At 66.3% G+C, this 24,309-nt stretch carries 1 protein-coding gene; it reads left to right on the forward strand.

Annotated features, from left to right (window positions below; all coding sequences use genetic code 11):
* Positions 1-165 precede the first annotated feature (165 nt).
* Complete coding sequence (locus tag C4Q27_RS07180; RefSeq protein WP_104886671.1) at positions 166-24,258, forward strand: BapA/Bap/LapF family large adhesin; 24,093 nt, start codon at positions 166-168, stop codon at positions 24,256-24,258.
* Positions 24,259-24,309 lie beyond the last annotated feature (51 nt).

Genomic DNA, 24,309 nt, shown 5'->3' on the forward strand with positions numbered 1-24,309 from the left:
AGAAAGCCATCTGGTTGCTTCCCCACCGGCTGCTATATCTCCCTAACCACCCGTTTGTCGACTGCCTGGTCGAAGCTGTGCGTAAAACCCCTGAAAGGGCTCTGTTACGCCGGTTGTGGCCCGAACACTCGGGCTGGGGGATCCGGATATCAGCAGGGAGCATCCATGGACAACATCGTCGTCGCCGATAAGCAATCCGAAGTCGCCACTCAGAGCGCCTGGGGCAATATCAATCTCAAAGCACCAAGCGTCGTGCAGGTACCGGTTTCTCCAGACAAAGTGGCCACGGTCACCCAGCGCGGGCAGGACCTGATCATCACCCTGAAGTCAGGCGAAAAGGTCACCATCGGTAACTTCTTCGCCGTAGACCAGGCCGGGGTCGGCAGCGATATGGTCTTCGTTGGCGACGATGGCACCCTGTGGCATGCCCAGTACGATGCAGCAGCGTTCACCGGCTTCACCTTTGAAGACGTGGCCTCGTTGGACGAACTGGTCGCGGGTATTGGCACCGCCGGTAGCGCCATGCCAACGTGGGCGATAGCCGGGCTCAGCCTGCTCGGCGTGGGCGGCGCAGCGGCGGCGGCGAACAACGGCGGCAGCAGCAGCAGCAGCAGCAGCAGCGGCGGTTCCGACCCCGACACCAGCGCACCGGCCACGCCGATCGACCTGCTGGTTTCGCCGGATGGCTTGCGTCTGACCGGCCGTGGCGAAGCAGGCACCACGGTGAACATCCGCGACGCCGCCGGCAACCTGATCGGCAGCGGCACAGTGGGTGCCGACGGCAGTTTCAACGTGACGCTGAATGCGCCGCAGATCAACAGCGAAAACCTTGATGTCACCCTGACCGACGCCGCCGGCAATGTCTCGGCGCCTGGCACTGTCACTGCACCGGACGCAACTGCACCACTGGCGCCGACCGACCTGGCTATCAATGAGCAAGGTAACACCCTCACCGGTCGTGCCGAGCCCGGCTCGACGGTTTCCGTGCGAGGCGCAGGTGGCGTATTGCTGGGCACTGCGGTGGCCGGTGCGGACGGCCAGTTCAGCATCACTCTGCAACCGCCACAAATCGACGGCCAGGCCCTGGAGATCAGCGCCGCAGATGCGGCTGGCAATATCTCGCCAGTTGCTAGCATCACGGCGCCGGACGTCGACAACCCAGATACCACAGCCCCTGAACAACCGACTGACCTGGCCTTGGCCGATGGCGTCACTTTCACCGGACGCGGTGAGCCTGGTGCTACCGTGCAGGTGCGCGATGCTGCCGGCAACGTGATTGGCACCGGCGTCGTCGGTGCCGACGGCCTGTTCAGCCTCACCCTGTCGCCTGCCCAGACAAATGGTGAAGCACTCGACGTGCGTCTGGTGGATGCCGCCGACAACAGTTCGATACCGCTGGAGTTCACAGCCCCGGATATCACACCGCCCGAGGCGGTCACCGACATTCTGGTCGGCCCAGGTGGCACGGCCCTGAGCGGTCGCGGCGAACCGGGTGCCACTGTGGAAGTGCGTGATGCCAATGGCACTGTGATCGGCACAGGTGTGGTCGGTGCCAACGGCACCTTCCTGATCGACCTGAATCCGGCCGCACAGCCAGGCGAGCAGTTGAGCCTGGTGCAGACCGACCCAAGCGGTAATGCTTCGGTGGCTACCGAGTACGACGTACCACTGACCACCGCGCCCGACAGCCCGAGCAATCTGGCCATCAATGCTGATGGCACCACCCTCACCGGTACCGCACCTGCCGGCACCCGTGTGGAAGTGCATGACGCCAATGGCACGCTGATTGGCAGTGCCATTGCCAACGCCGATGGCAGCTTCAGCATCGAACTGAATCCCGCACAAGCCAACGGCGAACTGCTGGACGTGGTGGCCATCGATGACGGCGGCGTTTCCTCGCTGCCCGCACAGATCACCGCACCGGATATCACCGCCCCTGCCACACCGACAGAACTGGCCGTGAGCGCGGACGGCAGCGTGATCACCGGCCGTGCCGAACCGGGCAGCACCGTGCGCATCGTGGCTGCCGACGGCACCGAATTGGGCACTGCTTTGGTCGGCCCGACCGGCGTGTTCAGCCTCAACCTCAACCCGCCACAAGTTGACGGCGAAGTGCTACAGGCCACCGCGACCGATGCCGCTGGCAATACTTCCGTTGCCAGCTCGGTCACCGCGCCGGACATCGATGGCGGCGATACCACCCCGCCTGAAGCACCGACCAATCTGGTGATCGGCCTTGCCGGCAGCCAACTCAGTGGTCGAGGCGAAGCCGGCACTGCCGTGCAGGTGCGTGACGCGGCCGGCAACATCCTCGCGACAGGCACCGTCGCTGCAGATGGCACCTTCACCGTCACCCTGGACCCTGCCGTGAACGACGGCAGCACCTTGCAAGTCACCCTCACCGATGCCGCCGGCAACGTATCCCAGCCGGGCTCGGTCACTTCGGCCGACTTGCTGCCGCCCGCTCAACCGACTGACCTGGCCCTGGCCGATGGTGTCACCTTCACCGGTCGCGGCGAGCCCGGCGCTACCGTGCAAGTACGCGATGCCAACGGTGCTGTCATCGGTACTGGTGTCGTCGGTGCCGACGGCCTATTCAGCCTCACCCTGTCGCCTGCCCAGGCCAACGGCGAAGCACTCGACGTACGCTTGGTGGATGCTGACGGTAACGCCTCTGCCCCATTGCAATTCGATGCGCCGGACATTACCCCGCCCGATGCGGTGAGCAACATTGCCGTCGGCGCTGACGGCCTGGCCCTGAGCGGTCGCGGCGAACCCGGCGCCACTGTTGAGGTGCGCGATGCCAGTGGCACCGTGATCGGCACAGGTGTTGTGGGAGCCAATGGCACCTTCCTGATCGATCTGGATCCGGCGGCGCAGCCGGGCGAGCAGTTGAGCCTGGTGCAGACCGACCCAAGCGGCAATGCTTCGGTGGCTACTGAGTACGACGTACCGCTGACCACTGCGCCCGACAGCCCGAGCAATCTGGCCATCAATGCTGATGGCACCACCCTCACCGGTACCGCGCCGGCCGGCAGCCGTGTGGAAGTGCATGACGCCAACGGCACTCTGATTGGCAGTGCCATTGCCAACGCCGATGGCAGCTTCAGCATCGAACTGAATCCCGCACAAGCCAACGGCGAACTGCTGGACGTGGTCGCCATCGATGACGGCGGCATTTCCTCGCTGCCCGCCCAGATCACCGCGCCCGACATCACCGCCCCTGCCGCCCCAACCGAACTGGCGGTCAGCGCGGACGGCAGCGTTATCACCGGCCGTGCCGAACCGGGCAGCACCGTGCGCATCGTGGCTGCCGACGGCACCGAACTGGGCACTGCTTTGGTCGGCCCGACCGGCGTGTTCAGCCTCAACCTCAACCCGCCACAAGTTGACGGCGAAGTGCTACAGGCCACGGCGACCGATGCCGCTGGCAACACTTCCGTTACCAGCTCGGTCACCGCACCGGACATCGATGGCGGCGATACCACCCCGCCTGAAGCACCGACCAATCTGGCTATCGGCCTTGCCGGCAGCCAGCTCAGCGGTCGCGGCGAAGCCGGCTCTACCGTGCAGGTGCGTGACGCGGCAGGCAACATCCTCGCGACTGGCAACGTCGCTGCAGATGGCACCTTCACCGTCACCCTGGACCCTGCCGTGAACGACGGCAGCACCTTGCAAGTCACCCTCACCGATGCCGCCGGCAACGTATCCCAACCGGGCTCGGTCACCTCGGCCGACTTGCTGCCGCCCGCACAACCGACTGACCTGGCCCTGGCCGATGGCGTCACCTTCACCGGTCGCGGCGAGCCCGGTGCCACCGTGCAGGTGCGCGATGCCGGCGGTACTGTCATCGGTACTGGTGTCGTAGGTGCCGACGGCCTGTTCAGCCTCACCCTGTCGCCGGCCCAAGCCAACGGCGAAGCACTCGACGTGCGCTTGGTGGATGCCGCCGGCAACGTCTCGGCGCCACTGCAATTCGATGCGCCGGACATCACCCCACCTGAGGCAGTAACCAATATTACAGTTGGTGCTGACGGCCTGGCCCTGAGCGGTCGCGGCGAACCAGGTGCCACAGTGGAAGTGCGTGATGCCAATGGCACTGTGATCGGCACAGGTGTGGTCGGTGCCAACGGCACCTTCCTGATCGACCTGAATCCGGCCGCACAGCCAGGCGAGCAGTTGAGCCTGGTGCAGACCGACCCAAGCGGTAATGCTTCGGTGGCTACCGAGTACGACGTACCACTGACCACCGCGCCCGACAGCCCGAGCAATCTGGCCATCAATGCTGATGGCACCACCCTCACCGGTACCGCACCTGCCGGCACCCGTGTGGAAGTGCATGACGCCAACGGCACGCTGATTGGCAGTGCCATTGCCAACGCCGATGGCAGCTTCAGCATCGAACTGAATCCCGCACAAGCCAACGGCGAACTGCTGGACGTGGTCGCCATTGATGACAGCGGCGTTTCCTCGCTGCCCGCCCAAATCACCGCACCGGATATCACCGCCCCTGCCGCACCGACCGAACTGGTGATCAATGCCGACGGCAGCGTGGTCACCGGCCGTGCCGAACCGGGCAGCACCGTACGCGTGCTGGCCGCCGACGGCACCACTGTGCTGGGTAGCGTGGTAGTTGGCGCTACCGGCAGCTTCAGCATCACCCTCGACCCGCCACAGATAGACGGTGAAGTGCTGCAGGTGACGGCCACCGACGCGGCAGGCAACGCCTCCACCGCCAGTAACCTTACCGCGCCGGACATCGACGGCGGCGATACCACCCCGCCTGAAGCACCGACCAATCTGGTGATCGGCGTTGCCGGCAGCCAACTCAGCGGTCGTGGCGAAGCCGGTACCAGCGTTCAGGTGCGCGATGACGCAGGCACCGTAATTGCCACGGGCACGGTCAATCCGGATGGTACCTTCGCGATCACCTTGAACCCGGCCATCACCGATGGCAGTACGCTGCAAGTCACCCTCACCGACGCCGCTGGCAACGTATCCCAACCGGGCTCGGTCACCTCGGCCGACTTGCTGCCGCCAGCACAACCGACTGACCTGGCCCTGCCCGATGGCGTCACCTTCACCGGTCGCGGCGAGCCCGGCGCTACCGTGCAAGTGCGCGATGCTGCCGGCAACCTGATTGGCACCGGTGTCGTCGGTGCCGACGGCCTGTTCAGCCTCACCTTGTCGCCTGCCCAGGCCAATGGTGAAGCGCTCGATGTGCGTCTGGTGGATGCCGCCGGCAACGTCTCGGCGCCACTGCAATTCGATGCGCCGGACATCACCCCACCTGAGGCAGTAACCAATATTACAGTTGGTGCTGACGGCCTGGCCCTGAGCGGTCGCGGCGAACCCGGTGCTACTGTGGAAGTGCGTGATGCCAGTGACACCGTGATCGGCACGGGTGTGGTCGGTGCCAACGGCACCTTCCTGATCGACCTGAGTCCGGCCGCTCAGCCGGGCGAACAATTGAGCCTGGTACAGACCGACCCAAGCGGCAACGCTTCCTCGGCACTGCAATTCGAAGTCCCGGTCACCACTGCGCCTGCCAGCCCCAGCAACCTGGTGTTCGCCGAAGACGGCAGCAGCATCAGCGGTACCGCACCTGCCGGCACCCGTGTGGAAGTGCATGATGCCAACGGCACCCTGATTGGCAGTGCCATTGCCAACGCCGATGGCAGCTTCAGCATCGAGCTGAATCCCGCACAAGCCAACGGCGAACTGCTGGACGTGGTCGCCATCGATGACGGCGGCATTTCCTCGCTGCCCGCCCAGATCACCGCGCCCGACATCACCGCCCCTGCCGCCCCAACCGAACTGGCGGTCAGCGCGGATGGCAGCGTTGTCACCGGCCGCGCCGAACCGGGCAGCACCGTGCGCATCGTGGCTGCCGACGGCACCGAACTGGGCACTGCCGTGGTCGGCCCGACCGGCGTGTTCAGCCTCAACCTAAACCCGCCACAAGTTGACGGCGAAGTGCTGCAGGCCACGGCGACCGATGCCGCTGGCAACACATCGCCAAGCAGCGCAGTCACCGCACCGGATATCGACGGGATCGATACCACGCCACCGGCAGCCCCGACTGACTTGGTGATCGGCCTTGCCGGCAGCCAGCTCAGTGGTCGAGGCGAAGCCGGCTCCACCGTGCAGGTACGTGACGCGGCCGGCAACATCCTCGCGACTGGCACCGTCGCTGCAGATGGCACCTTCACCGTCACCCTGGACCCTGCCGTGAACGACGGCGGCACCTTGCAAGTCACCCTCACCGATGCCGCCGGCAACATATCCCAACAGGGCTCGGTCACCTCGGCCGACTTGCTGCCGCCAGCACAACCGACTGACCTGGCCCTGGCCGATGGCGTCACCTTCACCGGTCGCGGCGAGCCCGGTGCCACCGTGCAGGTGCGCGATGCCGGCGGTACTGTCATCGGTACTGGTGTCGTAGGTGCCGACGGCCTGTTCAGCCTCACCCTGTCGCCGGCCCAAGCCAACGGCGAAGCACTCGACGTGCGCTTGGTGGATGCCGCCGGCAACGTCTCGGCGCCACTGCAATTCGATGCGCCGGACATCACCCCACCTGAGGCAGTAACCAATATTACAGTTGGTGCTGACGGCCTGGCCCTGAGCGGTCGCGGCGAACCCGGTGCTACTGTGGAAGTGCGTGATGCCAGTGACACCGTGATCGGCACGGGTGTGGTCGGTGCCAACGGCACCTTCCTGATCGACCTGAGTCCGGCCGCTCAGCCGGGCGAACAATTGAGCCTGGTACAGACCGACCCAAGCGGCAACGCTTCCTCGGCACTGCAATTCGAAGTCCCGGTCACCACTGCGCCTGCCAGCCCCAGCAACCTGGTGTTCGCCGAAGACGGCAGCAGCATCAGCGGTACCGCACCTGCCGGCACCCGTGTGGAAGTGCATGATGCCAACGGCACCCTGATTGGCAGTGCCATTGCCAACGCCGATGGCAGCTTCAGCATCGAGCTGAATCCCGCACAAGCCAACGGCGAACTGCTGGACGTGGTCGCCATCGATGACGGCGGCATTTCCTCGCTGCCCGCCCAGATCACCGCGCCCGACATCACCGCCCCTGCCGCCCCAACCGAACTGGCGGTCAGCGCGGATGGCAGCGTTGTCACCGGCCGCGCCGAACCGGGCAGCACCGTGCGCATCGTGGCTGCCGACGGCACCGAACTGGGCACTGCCGTGGTCGGCCCGACCGGCGTGTTCAGCCTCAACCTAAACCCGCCACAAGTTGACGGCGAAGTGCTGCAGGCCACGGCGACCGATGCCGCTGGCAACACATCGCCAAGCAGCGCAGTCACCGCACCGGATATCGACGGGATCGATACCACGCCACCGGCAGCCCCGACTGACTTGGTGATCGGCCTTGCCGGCAGCCAGCTCAGTGGTCGAGGCGAAGCCGGCTCCACCGTGCAGGTACGTGACGCGGCCGGCAACATCCTCGCGACTGGCACCGTCGCTGCAGATGGCACCTTCACCGTCACCCTGGACCCTGCCGTGAACGACGGCAGCACCTTGCAAGTCACCCTCACCGATGCCGCCGGCAACATATCCCAACAGGGCTCGGTCACCTCGGCCGACTTGCTGCCGCCAGCACAACCGACTGACCTGGCCCTGGCCGATGGCGTCACCTTCACCGGTCGCGGCGAGCCCGGTGCCACCGTGCAGGTGCGCGATGCCGGCGGTACTGTCATCGGTACTGGTGTCGTAGGTGCCGACGGCCTGTTCAGCCTCACCCTGTCGCCGGCCCAAGCCAACGGCGAAGCACTCGACGTGCGCTTGGTGGATGCCGCCGGCAACGTCTCGGCGCCACTGCAATTCGATGCGCCGGACATCACCCCCCCTGAGGCAGTAACCAATATTACAGTTGGTGCTGACGGCCTGGCCCTGAGCGGTCGTGGCGAGCCGGGGGCCACAGTGGACGTGCGTGATGCCAATGGCACCGTGATCGGCACGGGTGTCGTGGGTGCCAACGGCACCTTCCTGATCGACCTCGCCCCAGCCGCACAGCCGGGCGAGCAGTTGAGCCTGGTGCAGACCGACCCAAGCGGCAATGCTTCGGTGGCTACCGAGTACGACGTACCATTGACCACCGCGCCCGATAGCCCGAGCAATCTGGCCATCAATGCTGATGGCACCACCCTCACCGGTACCGCACCTGCCGGCACCCGTGTGGAAGTACATGACGCCAACGGCACCCTGATTGGCAGTGTGGTGGCTGGCCCCGACGGCAGCTTCACCGTCACCCTCGACCCGCCCCAGGCCAACGGCGAACTGCTGGACGTGATCGCCATTGATGACGGCGGCGTTTCCTCGCTGCCCGCACAGATCACCGCACCCGACATCACCGCCCCTGCCGCACCAACCGAACTGGCCGTGAGCGCGGACGGCAGCGTGATCACCGGCCGTGCCGAACCGGGTAGCACCGTGCGTGTCCTGGCTGCCGACGGCACCGAACTGGGCACTGCCGTGGTCGGCCCGACCGGCGTGTTCAGCCTCAACCTAAACCCGCCACAAGTTGACGGCGAAGTGCTACAGGCCACCGCGACCGATGCCGCTGGCAACACTTCCGTTACCAGCTCGGTCACCGCACCGGACATCGATGGCGGCGATACCACCCCGCCTGAAGCACCGACCAATCTGGTGATCGGCCTTGCCGGCAGCCAGCTCAGCGGTCGAGGCGAAGCCGGCTCCACCGTGCAGGTACGTGACGCGGCCGGCAACATCCTCGCGACTGGCAACGTCGCTGCAGATGGCACCTTCACCGTCACCCTGGACCCTGCCGTGAACGACGGCAGCACCTTGCAAGTCACCCTCACCGATGCCGCCGGCAACATATCCCAACCGGGCTCGGTCACCTCGGCCGACTTGCTGCCGCCAGCACAACCGACTGACCTGGCCCTGGCCGATGGCGTCACCTTCACCGGTCGCGGCGAGCCCGGTGCCACCGTGCAGGTGCGCGATGCCGGCGGTACTGTCATCGGTACTGGTGTCGTAGGTGCCGACGGCCTGTTCAGCCTCACCCTGTCGCCGGCCCAAGCCAACGGCGAAGCACTCGACGTGCGCTTGGTGGATGCCGCCGGCAACGTCTCGGCGCCACTGCAATTCGATGCGCCGGACATCACCCCACCTGAGGCAGTAACCAATATTACAGTTGGTGCTGACGGCCTGGCCCTGAGCGGTCGCGGCGAGCCGGGTGCCACTGTGGAAGTGCGTGATGCCAATGGCACTGTGATCGGCACAGGTGTGGTCGGTGCCAACGGCACCTTCCTGATCGACCTGTATCCGGCCGCTCAGCCAGGCGAGCAGTTGAGCCTGGTGCAGACCGACCCAAGCGGCAACGCTTCGGTGGCTACCGAGTACGACGTACCACTGACCACCGCGCCCGACAGCCCGAGCAATCTGGCCATCAATGCTGATGGCACCACCCTCACCGGTACCGCACCTGCCGGCACCCGTGTGGAAGTGCATGACGCCAACGGCACGCTGATTGGCAGTGCCATTGCCAACGCCGATGGCAGCTTCAGCATCGAACTGAATCCCGCACAAGCCAACGGCGAACTGCTGGACGTGGTGGCCATCGATGACGGCGGCGTTTCCTCGCTGCCCGCACAGATCACCGCACCGGATGTCACCGCCCCTGCCGCACCGACCGAACTGGCCGTGAGCGCGGACGGCAGCGTTGTCACCGGCCGTGCCGAGCCGGGCAGCACCGTGCGCATCGTGGCTGCCGACGGTAGCGAACTGGGCACTGCCTTGGTCGGCCCGACCGGCGTGTTCAGCCTCAACCTCAATCCGCCACAAGTTGACGGCGAAGTGCTACAGGCCACCGCGACCGATGCCGCTGGCAACACTTCCGTTGCCAGCTCGGTCACCGCGCCGGACATTGATGGCGGCGATACCACCCCGCCTGAAGCACCGACCAATCTGGTGATCGGCGTTGCCGGTAGCCAGCTCAGCGGTCGAGGCGAAGCCGGCTCTACCGTGCAGGTACGTGACGCGGCAGGCAACATCCTCGCGACTGGCACCGTCGCTGCAAATGGCACCTTCGTCATCGCCCTGGACCCTGCCGTGAACGATGGCAGCACCTTGCAAGTCACCCTCACCGACGCTGCCGGCAACGTATCCCAACCGGGCTCGGTCACCTCGGCCGACTTGCTGCCGCCCGCGCAACCGACTGACCTGGCCTTGGCCGATGGCATCACTTTCACCGGACGCGGTGAGCCCGGTGCCACCGTGCAGGTGCGCGATGCCGGCGGTGCTGTCATCGGTACTGGTGTCGTCGGTGCCGACGGCCTGTTCAGCCTCACCCTGTCGCCTGCCCAGACAAATGGTGAAGCACTCGACGTGCGTCTGGTGGATGCCGCCGGCAACAGTTCGATACCGCTGGAGTTCACAGCCCCGGATATCACACCGCCCGAGGCGGTCACCGACATTCTGGTCGGCCCAGGTGGCACGGCCCTGAGCGGTCGCGGCGAACCGGGTGCCACTGTGGAAGTGCGCGATGCCAATGGCACCGTGATCGGCACGGGTGTCGTGGGTGCCAACGGCACCTTCCTGATTGACCTGAATCCGGCCGCTCAGCCAGGCGAGCAGTTGAGCCTGGTGCAGACCGACCCAAGCGGCAACGCTTCCTCGGCGCTGCAATTCGAAGTCCCGGTCACCACTGCGCCTGCCAGTCCCAGCGACCTGGTATTCGCCGAAGACGGCAGCAGCATCAGCGGTACCGCACCTGCCGGCACCCGTGTGGAAGTGCATGACGCCAACGGCACGCTGATTGGCAGTGTGGTGGCGGGCCCCGACGGCAGCTTCACCGTTACCCTCGACCCGGCCCAGGCCAACGGCGAACTGCTGGACGTGGTCGCCATTGATGACAGCGGCGTTTCCTCGCTGCCCGCCCAAATCACCGCACCGGATATCACCGCCCCTGCCGCACCGACCGAACTGGTGATCAATGCCGACGGCAGCGTGGTCACCGGCCGTGCCGAACCGGGCAGCACCGTACGCGTGCTGGCCGCCGACGGCACCACTGTGCTGGGTAGCGTGGTAGTTGGCGCTACCGGCAGCTTCAGCATCACCCTCGACCCGCCACAGGTAGACGGCGAAGTGCTGCAAGTGACGGCCACCGATGCGGCAGGCAACGCCTCCACCGCCAGTAACCTTACCGCGCCGGACATCGATGGCGGCGACACAACGCCACCGCAGACCCCGACCAACCTGGTGATCAGTGCTGCCGGCAGCCAACTCAGCGGTCGTGGCGAAGCCGGTACCAGCGTTCAGGTGCGCGATGACGCAGGCACCGTGGTTGCCACGGGCACAGTCAATCCCGATGGTACCTTCGCCATCACCTTGAACCCGGCCATCACCGATGGCAGTACCCTGCAAGTGACCCTGACCGACACTGCCGGCAATGTCTCGCAACCCGGTTCGGTCGCCGCGCCAGACCTGCTGGCCCCAGCGCAGCCAACCGAGCTGGCCTTGGTTGATGGCGTGACCTTTACCGGCCGCGGCGAGCCCGGTGCCACCGTACAGGTGCGCAATGCCACCGGCAGCCTGATCGGCACTGGCTTGGTCAACGAAGACGGCACCTTCAGCGTCACGCTGTTCCCCGCCCAGGCCAATGGTGAGGCCCTGGACATTCGCGTGGTAGACGCCGCCGGCAACAGTTCAACGCCGCTGGCGTTCACTGCACCGGACGTCACGCCGCCAGCTGCCGTCAGCAACGTCGTGGTGGGCGCCGATGGCCTGGTGCTCAGTGGCCGTGGCGAGGCCGGTGCTACCGTACAGGTACGTGATGCCAACGGCTCTGTCATAGGCGCCGCCACAGTCGGCGCCAACGGAACCTTCTTGGTCGACCTCACCCCAGCCGCGCAACCGGGCGAGCAATTGAGCCTGGTGCAGACCGATGCGAGCGGCAACGCCTCTGAAGCCCTGCAATATGAAGTCCCGGCAACCACGACCCCAGCCAGCCCAAGCGACCTGGTGGTGGCTGCGAACGGCGCCAGCATCACTGGTACAGCCCCGACGGGCAGCCGTGTGGAAGTACACGATGCCAACGGCACACTGGTCGGCAGTGTGGTGGTAGGTGCCGGTGGCACCTTCACCGTCATCCTCAACCCGGCCCAGGCCAACGGCGAACTGCTGGACGTGGTGGCCATCGATGGCACCGGCGCTTCGTCCCTGCCGGTGCAAATCGCTGCGCCAGACATCACCCCGCCGGTCACCCCGGGCGAGCTGGCGATCAGTGCCAACGGCAGCGAGGTCACCGGCCGCGCCGAAGTGGGCAGCACCGTGCGGGTGGTGGCCGCCGATGGCACCACCGTGCTGGGTAGTGTGGTGGTCGACGCCACTGGCAGCTTCAGCATCACCCTCGACCCGCCACAGGTAAACGGCGAGGTACTGCAAGTCACCGCCACTGATGCCGCCGGCAACACCTCCACGGCCGGCGACATCACCGCGCCAGACATCGACGGCGGCGACACCACACCACCGGATGCCGCGACCAACCTGGTAGTCGGCCTGGCCGGCGCCCAGCTCAATGGCCGCGGCGAAGCCGGGGCCAGCGTGCAGGTGCGCGATGCCCAGGGCAATGTACTGGCCAGCGGCTCGGTCAACCCGGACGGCACCTTCCAGATCACCCTCGACCCACCGGTGAAAGATGGCAGCAACCTGCAAGTGGTGCTGACCGATGCCAGCGGCAATGCTTCTGCCCCGGCGTCGGTGGTTACCCCGGACTTGCAGGCCCCGGCCCAACCGAGCGGCGTGGCCTTGGCCGACGGCGTGACCCTGAGCGGCAACGGCGAGCCAGGCGCGACCGTGCAGGTACGCGATGCCTTGGGCAACTTGCTCGGCACTGGCCTGGTCACTGAAACCGGCAGTTTCAGCATCACCCTGTCGCCGGCCCAGGCCAATGGCGAAATCCTCGACATCCGTCTGATCGATGCCGCCGGCAATATCTCTTCACCCCTGCAATTCGAGGCCCCGGACATCACCGTGCCTGCCGTAGTCAGCAACATCATCGTCGGCGCCGACGGCCTGACCTTGGGCGGTCGCGGCGAAGCCGGTGCTACCGTCGAGGTGCGCGATGCCAATGGCACGCTGGTCGGTACCGGCACAGTGACCGCGAACGGTACTTTCCTGATCGACCTCGATCCGGCTGCACTGCCGGGTGAACGCCTGAGCCTGGTACAGACCGACCCGAGCGGCAACGCCTCTGAAGCGCTGACCTACGACGTGCCACTGGTGGTCACACCGACCAGCCCGAGCGAACTGGTTGTCGCTGCCGATGGCAGCACCATCAGCGGTTCTGCTCCTGCTGGTAGCCGCGTGGAAGTGCATGATGCCAACGGCACGCTGGTCGGTAGCATCGTGGTGGGTGCCGAGGGCACCTTCACCGTGGTGCTTACACCGGCCCAGGCCAATGGCGAGTTGCTGGACGTGGTGGCGATCGACAACAACGGCACCTCGTCGTTGCCGGTGCAGGTCGCCGCACCAGACATCACCGCGCCTGCGGCGCCAAGCGATCTGGCAATCAGTGGCGACGGTACCGTTGTCAGCGGCCGCGCCGAAGCAGGCAGCACCGTCCGTGTGCTGGCCGCCGATGGCACCACTGTACTGGGCAGTGTCGTGGTGGGGGCCAGCGGCGCCTTCAGCATCGGCCTCACCCCGCCACAAGTGGCAGGCGAGCAGTTGCAGGTGACGGCCACCGATGTCGCAGGCAACGCCTCCACGGCCGGCAGCGTCACCGCACCGATCGTGGACAACGGCGGCGACACCACACCGCCGGAACCCGCTACCGAGCTGGCCATCAGTAACGATGGCCGCACAGTCTCCGGGCGCGGCGAAGCGGGCGCCACCGTAGAGGTGCGCAACGATCAGGGGCAAGTGCTGGTGAGCGGCACCGTTCAGCCCGATGGCAGCTTCAATGTGCAACTGCCAACCCCGGTGGTGGATGGCTCGTCCCTGCAAGTGACCCTGACCGACGCCGCCGGCAACGTCTCTACACCTAGCCCGCTGACGGCGCCCGACCAGGTAGCACCGCTGCAACCAACCGACCTGGTGCTGAGCAATGGCGACAGCCTGGCCGGTACTGCAGAAGGGGGCGCACGAGTAGAGGTCAAAGATGCCTCGGGCAACCTGATCGGCAGCGCCATTGCCGAGCCGGATGGCAGTTTCAGCCTGACCCTCGACCCGCCACAGGCCAATGGCGAGACCCTGTCCATCACCGTGACCGATGCGGCAGGCAACACTTCGGTGCCGCTGAGCTACGTGGCCCCGGACATCACCGCGCCAGCGATCGTCGCCGACGTGGTGGCAAGCGATGGCAGCCTGGCCGTGTCTGGCCGTGGCGAGCCCGGTGCCACAGTGGAAGTGCGTGATGCCCAGGGCGCAGTCATCGGTACTGGCACCGTGGCGCCAAATGGCACCTTCGTGATTGACCTGGAGGCACCGCTGGCCGCAGGTGAGAACCTCGTGCTGGTGCAGACCGATGCCGCCGGCAATACCTCGGCAGGGGTCAGCGTGACCGTTGCCGATACACCGCTGCCCGAAAGCCCGAGCGGCGTGGTGGTGGCCGGTGACGGCTCCAGTGTTTCCGGTACCGCACCGGCAGATACGCAGGTGCAAGTGCGTGACGCGCAGGGCAATGTCCTAGGCAGCACCCAGGCCGGCCCGGATGGCAGCTTCACCATCGGCCTGACCCCGGCACAGGCCAACGGGGAAGCACTGGATGTCGTCGCGGTCGACGAAGCTGGCAACAGTTCGCTGCCGACCCAGATCACCGCGCCCGATATCACCCCGCCCAATGAAGCCAGTGAACTGCAACTGAGTGCCGATGGCGGCCTGCTCACCGGTCGCGGCGAACCGGGCAACACCGTGCAGGTCATCAGCGCCGACGGCACTGTGCTGGGCAACGCCCAGGTCGGTGCCGACGGTGTGATCAGCGTGGTCCTGAACCCAGCGCAGACCGACGGCCAGGAACTGGACGTGGTCCTGCGCGACCCCGCTGGCAACACCTCGACCGCCAACATCGTCGCGCCCGATACCGACGGCCCGCTGCAACCCTCCGGGCTGGCTATCGATACCGCTGGCATTCACCTTACCGGCCAGGGTCAAAGCGGCTCCATCGTCACCGTGCGTGACGCCGACGGCAATGTGCTGGGCACTGCCACCGTGGGCGGCGACGGCCGTTTCGACGTCACCCTCAACGCGCCACAACGCAATGGCGAAAGCCTGACCGTCGAAGCGACCGACAACCTGGGCAACAGCGCAGGGCCCGTGGACTTCACTGCACCCGACTCCACCCCACCGCAAGTGGTCACCAACCCGGCCATCGACGGCACCGGTACCACGATCACCGGCAACGGCGAACCGGGCGCCACCGTGACCGTGCGCGGGCCGGATGGCAGCGTGCTGGGTAGCACGGTGGTCGGCGCGGGTGGCGCTTTCGAAATCACCCTCGACACGCCGCAAACCAACGGCCAGGCACTGACCGTGGAGCAACGCGACGCGGCCGGCAACCTGTCGGCGGCAGTCGACGTGTCGGCACCGGATACCCAGGCACCCGATAGCCCTACCGGTCTGGTCCTGGCTGGCGACGGCAGCAGCCTGAGCGGCAGCGGCGAGCCGGGTGCGCAGGTGACCGTGACCGGCACTGGCGGCACAGTACTGGGCACCGCAACGGTCCAGCCCGATGGCTCCTTCCAGGTGGCCATCGACCCGCCACAGCTCAATGGCCAGACGCTGTCTGTCACTCAGGCGGACAATAGCGGCAACGGCTCGCCCGCTGGCACTGTGATCGCACCTGACTTCGAGGCACCGCTGCCGGCGCAAGGGCTGGGCCTTGATCCTACTGGCACACTGCTCAGCGGGCAGGGCGAGGCAGGCAGCACCGTAGAGGTACGCGATGCTGCGGGCAACCTGCTAGGCACCATCCCGGTGAATGCTGACGGGACGTTCGAAGTGGCACTCTCCCCGGCCCAGACCAACGGCGAAGTGCTGTCGGTGGTGCTGATCGATGGCGGCGGCAATGCCTCGCCGTCGGCCACGTTCACCGCTGACGACAGCACCGCGCCAGCTGCGCCTGCCGGCCTCACGATCACCCCGGGCGGCAGTGCCATCCAGGGTACCGGTGAAGCTGGCTCCACGGTGGAAGTGAAGCTTGCCGACGGCACGTTGGTAGGCACGGTCGTCGTGCCCGCAGGCGGCAGCTTCACGGTCCCACTATCGCCCGCCCAGTTGGACGGCCAGGCCCTGGATGTAACGCTGACCGATGCGGCCGGCAACATTTCGCAGCCCAGCCAGATCCTTGCGCCTGACATCACGCCCCCAGCGCTGCCTACCGACGTTGCAGTCAGCAGCGATGGCACGGCTGTGACCGGTAACGCACCTGGCGCCAGTTCGGTGACCGTGAGCGATGGGGCCGGCAATGTGATCACCGTTGCGGTCAACCCGGATGGCAGTTTCAGCGTGCCGCTGGATACACCGCAGAACAACGGCCAGACCGTAACCGTGGTAGTGACCGACGCAGCCGGCAACGACTCGGCGCCGGTCTCTGTCACCGCGCCGGACACGACCAACCCAGAACCGGCGACCGGGCTTACCGTAAGCCCGGATGGCAGCACGGTCGGCGGCACAGCCGAGCCTGGCAGCACGGTGGAAGTCCGCAACCCGGATGACACCGTGCGCGGCACTGTAACAGCAGGGCCGGACGGCACCTTCGTGATCCCGGTCGCCCCACCGCTGGCATCAGGCGAAACCGTCGATGTGGTGGTGATCGACCCTGCCGGCAACGAGTCGCCTGAAATACCACTGACTGGCCCGACCGGTACCGAAGTGGCCACGCCTTCGGCCCTTGCCATCAGCGCCGACGGTTTCCTGCTGACCGGCCAAGGTACGGTCGGCTCGCTGATTACCGTGACCTCCGGTGGCACCACGCTGGGTAGCGCCACGGTCGGCAGCGACGGCACCTTCCGTGTGTTCTTCCAGAACGCCCAGCTCAACGCCCAGATCTTGCAGGTCAGTGCCAAGGCTACCGTCGATGGCCAGCCTTCGGTGCCGGCCATTATCGTGGCCAATGACACCACGGCACCGGACGCGCCGACACAGGTAAACCTCAACGCCACCGGTAGTACGCTGACCGGCCAAGGCGAGGTGGGTGCAACCGTGCGCGTGACAGACGTACAAGGCACCTTGCTGGGGACTGCAACCGTCGACAGCAATGGCCTGTTCAGTGTCAGCTTCTCGCCGGCCGTGGCCAATGGGCAAAACCTGATCGTCACCCAGGCTGATGCTGCAGGCAATGTTTCGCTCGCGGCCACCCTGCAAGCGCCCGACCTGCAGGCACCGCTGGCAGCCAGCAACCTCAGCCTCAACAGCGCAGCCACCGTGCTCAGCGGCCAGGGCGAAGCCGGTGCCAGCGTCACCGTGCGCGACGCCAGCGGCGCCATCCTGGCCACCGGCACCGTCAACCAGAGCGGCCAGTTCCAGATTACCCTGCCCAGCGCGCAGGTCACCGGTAGCCCGCTACAGGTCACCCTCAGTGATGCCGCGGGCAATGTGTCCGGCCCGGCCAGCCTGGCCACGCCAGACCACACGCCGCCAGCGGCCATCAGTAACCCGGTGTTGAGCCTGGACGGCCGGCAGCTTTCCGGCAGCGGTGAAGTGGGCGCCACGGTACAGGTACGCAACGCCGCCGGTGCCTTGCTCGGCACCGCCACGGTGGGCGCCGACGGTCGCTTCACGGTGACCTTCGACACGCCGCAAGCCAACGGCCAGGTCATCGGCGTGACGCAAATGGATGCCGCCAGCAATACCTCGCCGGCGATCAACGTGACAACCCCGGACCTGACCCCACCCGCACCGCTGACCAACGTGGTGCTGAACAACAACGGCCTGACCCTGACCGGCCTGGGCGAAGCCGGTGCCACGGTCACCGTTCACGGCCCGGACGGGACCATCATCGGCACCGGCCTGGTGGCGGCCAATGGCAGCTTTACCCTCACCCTGAACAGCGCCCAGATCAACGCCCAGCTCCTGAGCGTTACGCAGACCGACGCGGGCAACAACACCTCCACCGCCGTGGCGGTCACCGCGCCGGACTTCACCCCGCCTACGGCACCGACAGCACTCGCGCTGTCCGGTACCGGGCTGCAACTGACCGGTAACGCCGAAGCCGGCAGCACCGTGACCGTGCGCGATGCCAGCGGCAACGTGCTGGGCACAGCGGTAGCCGGTGGCAACGGCACCTTCCAGGTCACCCTGAACAGTGCCCAGACCAATGGCCAGACGCTGCAGGTGACCGCCACCGACGCAGCCGGCAACGTGTCGCCGGCCGCACCTTACACCGCAGCGGACACCACGCCGCCGGCCGCCGTGGCCAACCTGGCTGTCTCCGCCAATGGCGCCACCCTGACAGGCGATGGCGAAGCAGGCGCAACCGTGACCGTACGAGCACCGGACGGTACCGTGCTGGGCAACGCTACAGTGGCCGCCGACGGTCACTTCAGCGTGTCCCTGTCACCGGCAGCGATCACGGGTGAAAGCCTGAGCGTGGTCCAGGCCGATGCCGCACAGAATGTCTCCCCTGCGCAAAACGTGACGGCGCCGGGCGCGCTGGCACCGGCCACGCCGGACAACCTGATACTGGCCGCCGACGGCCTGTCGGTGAGCGGCACCGCCGAGGCGGGCAGCACAATCAAGGTGTACGGCCCCAACGGCGTATTGCTGGGCAGCAGCCCGGTCACCAACGACGGCACGTTCACTGTCAATCTCGGCAGTGCACAGGCCAATGGCGAAGTGTTGCAGGTCAGCGCAACGGGCCCCGATGGCACTGTATCGCTGCCCGCTACCCTACAGGCACCGGACACAACGGCACCGCAACCACTGACCAATCTGGTGTTGTCCAACGACGGCCTGGTACTCAGTGGCCGCGGTGAAGCAGGTGCCACCGTAACCGTGCTTGGCGAAGGCGGTATCGAACTGGGCACTGCCGTGGTCGATGCCAATGGCGACTTCAACGTCGACCTGAGCGTCGCTCAAATCAACGGCGAACAGCTCAGCGCCAGCCAGTCCGATGTGGCCGGCAACGAGTCCAACAGCGTCAGCCTGACAGCCCCTGACCGCGTCGCGCCGGATGCTGCCGGCAACCTGGCCTTCGCCGGGGGTGGCAGCTTGCTGAACGGTACCGGCGAAGCGGGTGCCGCCGTGCGTGTGCTCGCCGCCGATGGTTCGGTGCTGGGCAGTGCCACGGTGCGCGCCGACGGTACCTTCCAGGTCAACCTCGCATCGCCGCAGGCCAACGGCCAACAGGTGCAAGTGGTACTGGCCGATGCGGCTGGCAACCAGTCTGCCGCCAGCGCCATCACGGCACCCGATACCACACCGCCATCGGCACCCGGCGAACTGGCCGTTTCCGGTGATGGTGTCACCCTCACCGGCCGCGGCGAAGTGGGCGCGCTGGTGACCGTGACCAACCCGGCAGGCGAGGAAATCGGCAGCGCCACGGTCGATGCCAGTGGCCACTTCACCATCACGCTGAACCCGGCGCTGGGCAACGCCGAGCTACTCAGCTTCACCCAGGCCGATGCGGCCGGCAACGTGTCGGCAGTGGCAACCCTGCAAACCCCGGACTTCACCCCGCCCGACCCACTCACCCAAGTGGTGATCAACGCCGACGGCAGCGTGGTCAGCGGCCTGGGCGAGGCCGGCGCCACAGTAATCGTCAGTAACGCGGCCGGTACCGTACTGGGCACGGGTATCGTACTGGCTGATGGCAGCTTCAGCGTCGAACTGTCACCCGCACAAATCAACGACCAGACACTGTCGGTACTGCAGGCCGATCCACCCGGCAACGTCAGCCTGCCGGTCAACGTGCAAGCGCCGGACCTCACGCCGCCAGCGGCAGCAACCGAGCTGCGGCTCAATGCGGCAGGTGACGAGCTGGGCGGTGTCGGCGAAGTGGGCGCCACCGTGCGCGTGTACGTCGGTACCACGCAGGTCGGTACCGCCACAGTAGGCGCCGACGGGACCTTCATCGTCGGGCTGGATGCAGCGCAGCTCGATGGCCAGGTGCTGCAGGTAACCCTGACCGATGCAACCGGCAACATCTCGCCAATCAGTTCGGTCACGGCCGTGGACACCACACCACCGGCTACCGTGATCGCCACCATCAACGACAGCGGTACCCAGGTGACCGGTACTGCCGAAGCCGGCACCCGCGTCACGGTGGTCAACAACAACGGCGACCTGCTGGGCCAGGTAACGGTGGAGCCGGACGGCACCTTCGTCCTTGACCTGAACCGCCCGCAAATCAACGGCGAAACGCTGACCATCATCGCTCAGGACGCCACTGGCAACCCGTCGGTACCGCTGGCAGTGACTGCGCCAGACCTGACGCCACCGGTGCAGCCGACCGACCTGCTGCTCAACGCAGCCGGTACGTCGATGACGGGTACGGCAGAAGCCGGCAGCACCATCACGGTGCGCGGCCCGAACAACAACATCGTGGGCACGGTGGAAGTGGGTGAGAACGGCCAGTTCACTGTGCCGATCAGCCCGGCACAGAACAACGGCCAGTTGCTGACGGTGGTGTCCACGGATGATGCTGGCAACGCTTCGGTGGCGGTCCCTTACCAGACCAACGACACCTCGCCACCCGACCTGGTGACCAACCTGGCGATCAACAACACCTTCAACGTGCTGACCGGCAAGGGCGAAGCTAATGCCACGGTTACCGTCAGCCTCGACGGAGACGTGATCGGTACCGGCGTGGTAGATGCCGCTGGCAACTTCCAGATAACGCTGGTGCCGGCGGCGGGCTCGCTCGCAACCCTGGAAGTGACACAGTCCGACGGCATCAATACGTCTGCGGTCGCGACCTACCTCACACCCTTGATCGCACCACCCGTGCCGCCCACCGACGTGACCTTGGGCAGCGACGGCCTGACCCTGACAGGCAGTGCACCCAGCGGTGTGGGCATTCGCGTGTACGACGCTGCAGGCAACCTGATCGGTACAGGGGTCGCAAGCCTGAACGGCTCCTTCACCCTGACGCTGGACGCAGCCCAGCTCAATGGCGAACACATTTCGGTGACAGCGGTGGCGCTGATAGGCGGCGAATCGCAGCCGACCTTCCTGCAAGCAGCCGACATCACGCCACCGACCAACCCGGTGGTGACCAGCCTGTCTGTCAATGGCCTGGTGCTGACCGGCACGGGTGAAGCCGGTGCCACGGTGACAGTGCGTGATGCCGGCAACAACGTGCTCGGCACGGCGGTGGTGAATGGCGGTGGCGTGTTCACCGTCAACCTGAACGCCGCGCAGCTCAACGGCCAGGTCCTGGGCGTGAGCCAGGCTGACGCTGCAGGCAATGCGTCCGGCAGCACAAGCTACACCGCCGCAGACCTGCAGCCACCCGCTGCCCCCACCAACGTCGCCATCAACGGCACCGGTACCGTGCTTACCGGTAGCGGTGAGGCGGGCGCTACCATTACCGTCCAAGGCCCGAACGGCCAGGTCGGTACGGGTGTGGTGCAAGCCAACGGCACCTTCAGCATTACCCTGACCTCGCCACAGAACGACGGGCAACTGCTGGTGGTACGCCAGGCCGATGCTGCCGGCAACCTGTCCGCCAGCACCAGCCTGACTGCGCCGGACACCACCCCGCCAGCCGCCCCGCTGGCCACCATCAACGCCAACGGCACCTCGGTCAGTGGTTCGGGCCAGATCGGCAGCACGGTCACCGTGCGCAACAGCGCCGGTACCGTACTGGGCACCGCAACGGTGGGCAGCAACGGCCTGTTCGTGGTCAGCCTGACTGCGGCGCAGATCGACAACCAGGCGCTCAGCGTCACCCTCACCGACAGCGCCGGTAACGTGTCCACAGGCACTGCGCTGACCGCACCGGACCTGACCCCGCCTGCGGCTGCCGGCAACCTGCTGTTCAGTGCCGACGGCGGTACCCTCACCGGTACGGGCGAAGTGGGTGCCACCGTCACCGTACGCAGCGCCGGCGGTACCGTGCTGCAGACCGCGACGGTGCAGGCGGACGGCACCTTCACCGTGACCCTCAGCCCGCCTCAGGACAACGGCCAGATCCTTTCGGTGACCCTCAGCGACCCGCGCGGCAACGTGTCGGGCAACGTCAACGTCACGGCACCGGATGTGGACGCCAACGCGCCGGTCATCGCCAGCGACAACCTGGCCACGGCCACGGTCAACCTGGCAGCGGTCAGCGCCACGAAGACCTACACCGACAGCTTCACCACGCTACTGTCGGGGTTCTCCAAGACCTACACCTGGACGGTGGCAGCAGGCACCACGGCTGACCCTACCCTCACACTGACCACCAACAGCGTGCTGGCATTGCTCAACAACACCAGCTTCACCCTGCAGGTGAAAGACGCCAGCGGCGCCTGGGTGACCATCGCCACCGGCAACACCCAGGGCCTGCTCGACCTGATCGTGCTGCCAATCGGCTTGCAGGTGGACATCGGCGTGCTGCAAGCCGGTGATTACCGACTGACCGTGGGCAGTGGCGGCATCGGCCTGATCACCGAAGTGAGCACCACGCTGGACATCGTCTCCACCAGCCTGACCCAGTTCACCGGCACCGGCATTGCCACCTCCGGCAACGTCATTACCGACGTGGGCACCGATGGCGCGGTGGATGCCCGTGGCCCGGACAGCGCCGCCGTGCTGCAAGTGCTGAAAGACGGCAGCTACGTCTCGGCCGGGGCTGCCACGACGGTTCAGGGCCTGTACGGCACCCTGGTGATCCGTGCGGACGGCAGCTACACCTACACACCGAACGGCAGCCCGAACAGTGTCGGCAAGGTGGATGTGTTCAGCTACCAGTTGGTGCACCCGAACGGCCTGTCCGATTCCGCCAACCTGTACGTGCGCATCGACAGCCCGCAAGCCACGGAGATCTGGAGCGACACCAACTACGGTGCACCGGCCACGGTGGTCGACGCAGTCAACGACGTTGGTAGCAGCCAGGTCACCCTGGACAACCGCGTGGACACCAGCAGCAGTACGCTGGGCTCGCTGAACCTGCCAGTGATCGGTACCCGCCAGGCCACCTACACCACCACGGTTGCCGCCAATACCACGGCCGACCTGCAGGTGGTGGTCAACTCCACCAACCTGTTGAGCCTGCTCAACGGCACCACCATCGAGCTGCTCAAGCTCAACCCGGCCACCGGCCAGTACGTGCTGGTGCAGTCGGTGCCAGGTGGTTCGCTGGTCAGCATACTGGGCGGCGGCGCCGGGTATACCTTCGAGAACCAGGGCGCCGGTACTTACCACGTACGTGTCACCGCCGGCGGCATCGGCTTGCTCAGCTCCATCACCACCAGCCTGAACACCACCACAACGTACCTGACCGAGTTCGTGGTCAGTGGCGCGACAGCAGCCACCGGCAACCTGCTGACTGACGACAACATCGGTTCGGCCTTGACCGTGCTGAGCGTGCTGACAGCCGCCAACACCTACACCATCCCGGGCTACAACGGGGTAAGCGTGGCCGGTACCTACGGCACGTTGCTGGTGCATGCCGACGGCAGCTACACCTACACCCTCAACGCGGGGCTCACCTCGGCGGTGGTCGGCCAGCAAGACACCTTCACCTACGAGCTAAGCCACCCGAACGGCACCACCGACACCGCAACCCTGACCATCAACGTGGACGATGCTGCCGGCCTCACCACGACCACATCGCTGCTGGCCGATACTGGCGACGCATCCGCGGCACTCGCCAGCCTGGCAGCGGCCACCGATGTGATCGCCGGCACCGACGGCAACGACAACCTCGATGGCAGCCGGGGTGGCCACATCACCCTGCAGGGTGGTGCGGGTGACGACACGCTGGTGGTGGTCGACCAGAACTTCGCCAGCGTCGACGGTGGCTCGGGAACCGACACCCTGCTGTGGGGCGGCGGTGATGCCAGCATCGACCTGGGCAACCTGGCCGGGCGCGTACACGACATCGAAATCCTCGACCTCAACGACACCAGTTCGGTGGCGCTCACCCTCAACCTGGCGGATGTGGTGGCCATCACCGAAACCGGTACCGACACACTGATCATCAAGGGGGACGACAAAGACTCGGTTCACATGACGGACAACTGGACGCTGGTCGGGAACCAAACTGCCGACGGCATCGACTATAACCAGTACACGGCCCAGGAGGATCCAAGCCATCACCTGTGGGTACAAAACGGTATCCATGTGGTTTGAGGCCGCTGCAAACCCGCCGGGTGAATGCCCGGCGGCATGGACGACCAGCAG

This window comes from Pseudomonas sp. SWI36, assembly GCF_002948105.1.
GTDB lineage: Bacteria > Pseudomonadota > Gammaproteobacteria > Pseudomonadales > Pseudomonadaceae > Aquipseudomonas > Aquipseudomonas alloputida.

What these genes read in the sequence shown, in the direction of transcription:
- C4Q27_RS07180 (WP_104886671.1), top strand. Translation starts at nt 166, where the DNA reads ATGGACAACATCGTCGTCGCCGATAAGCAATCCGAAGTCGCCACTCAG.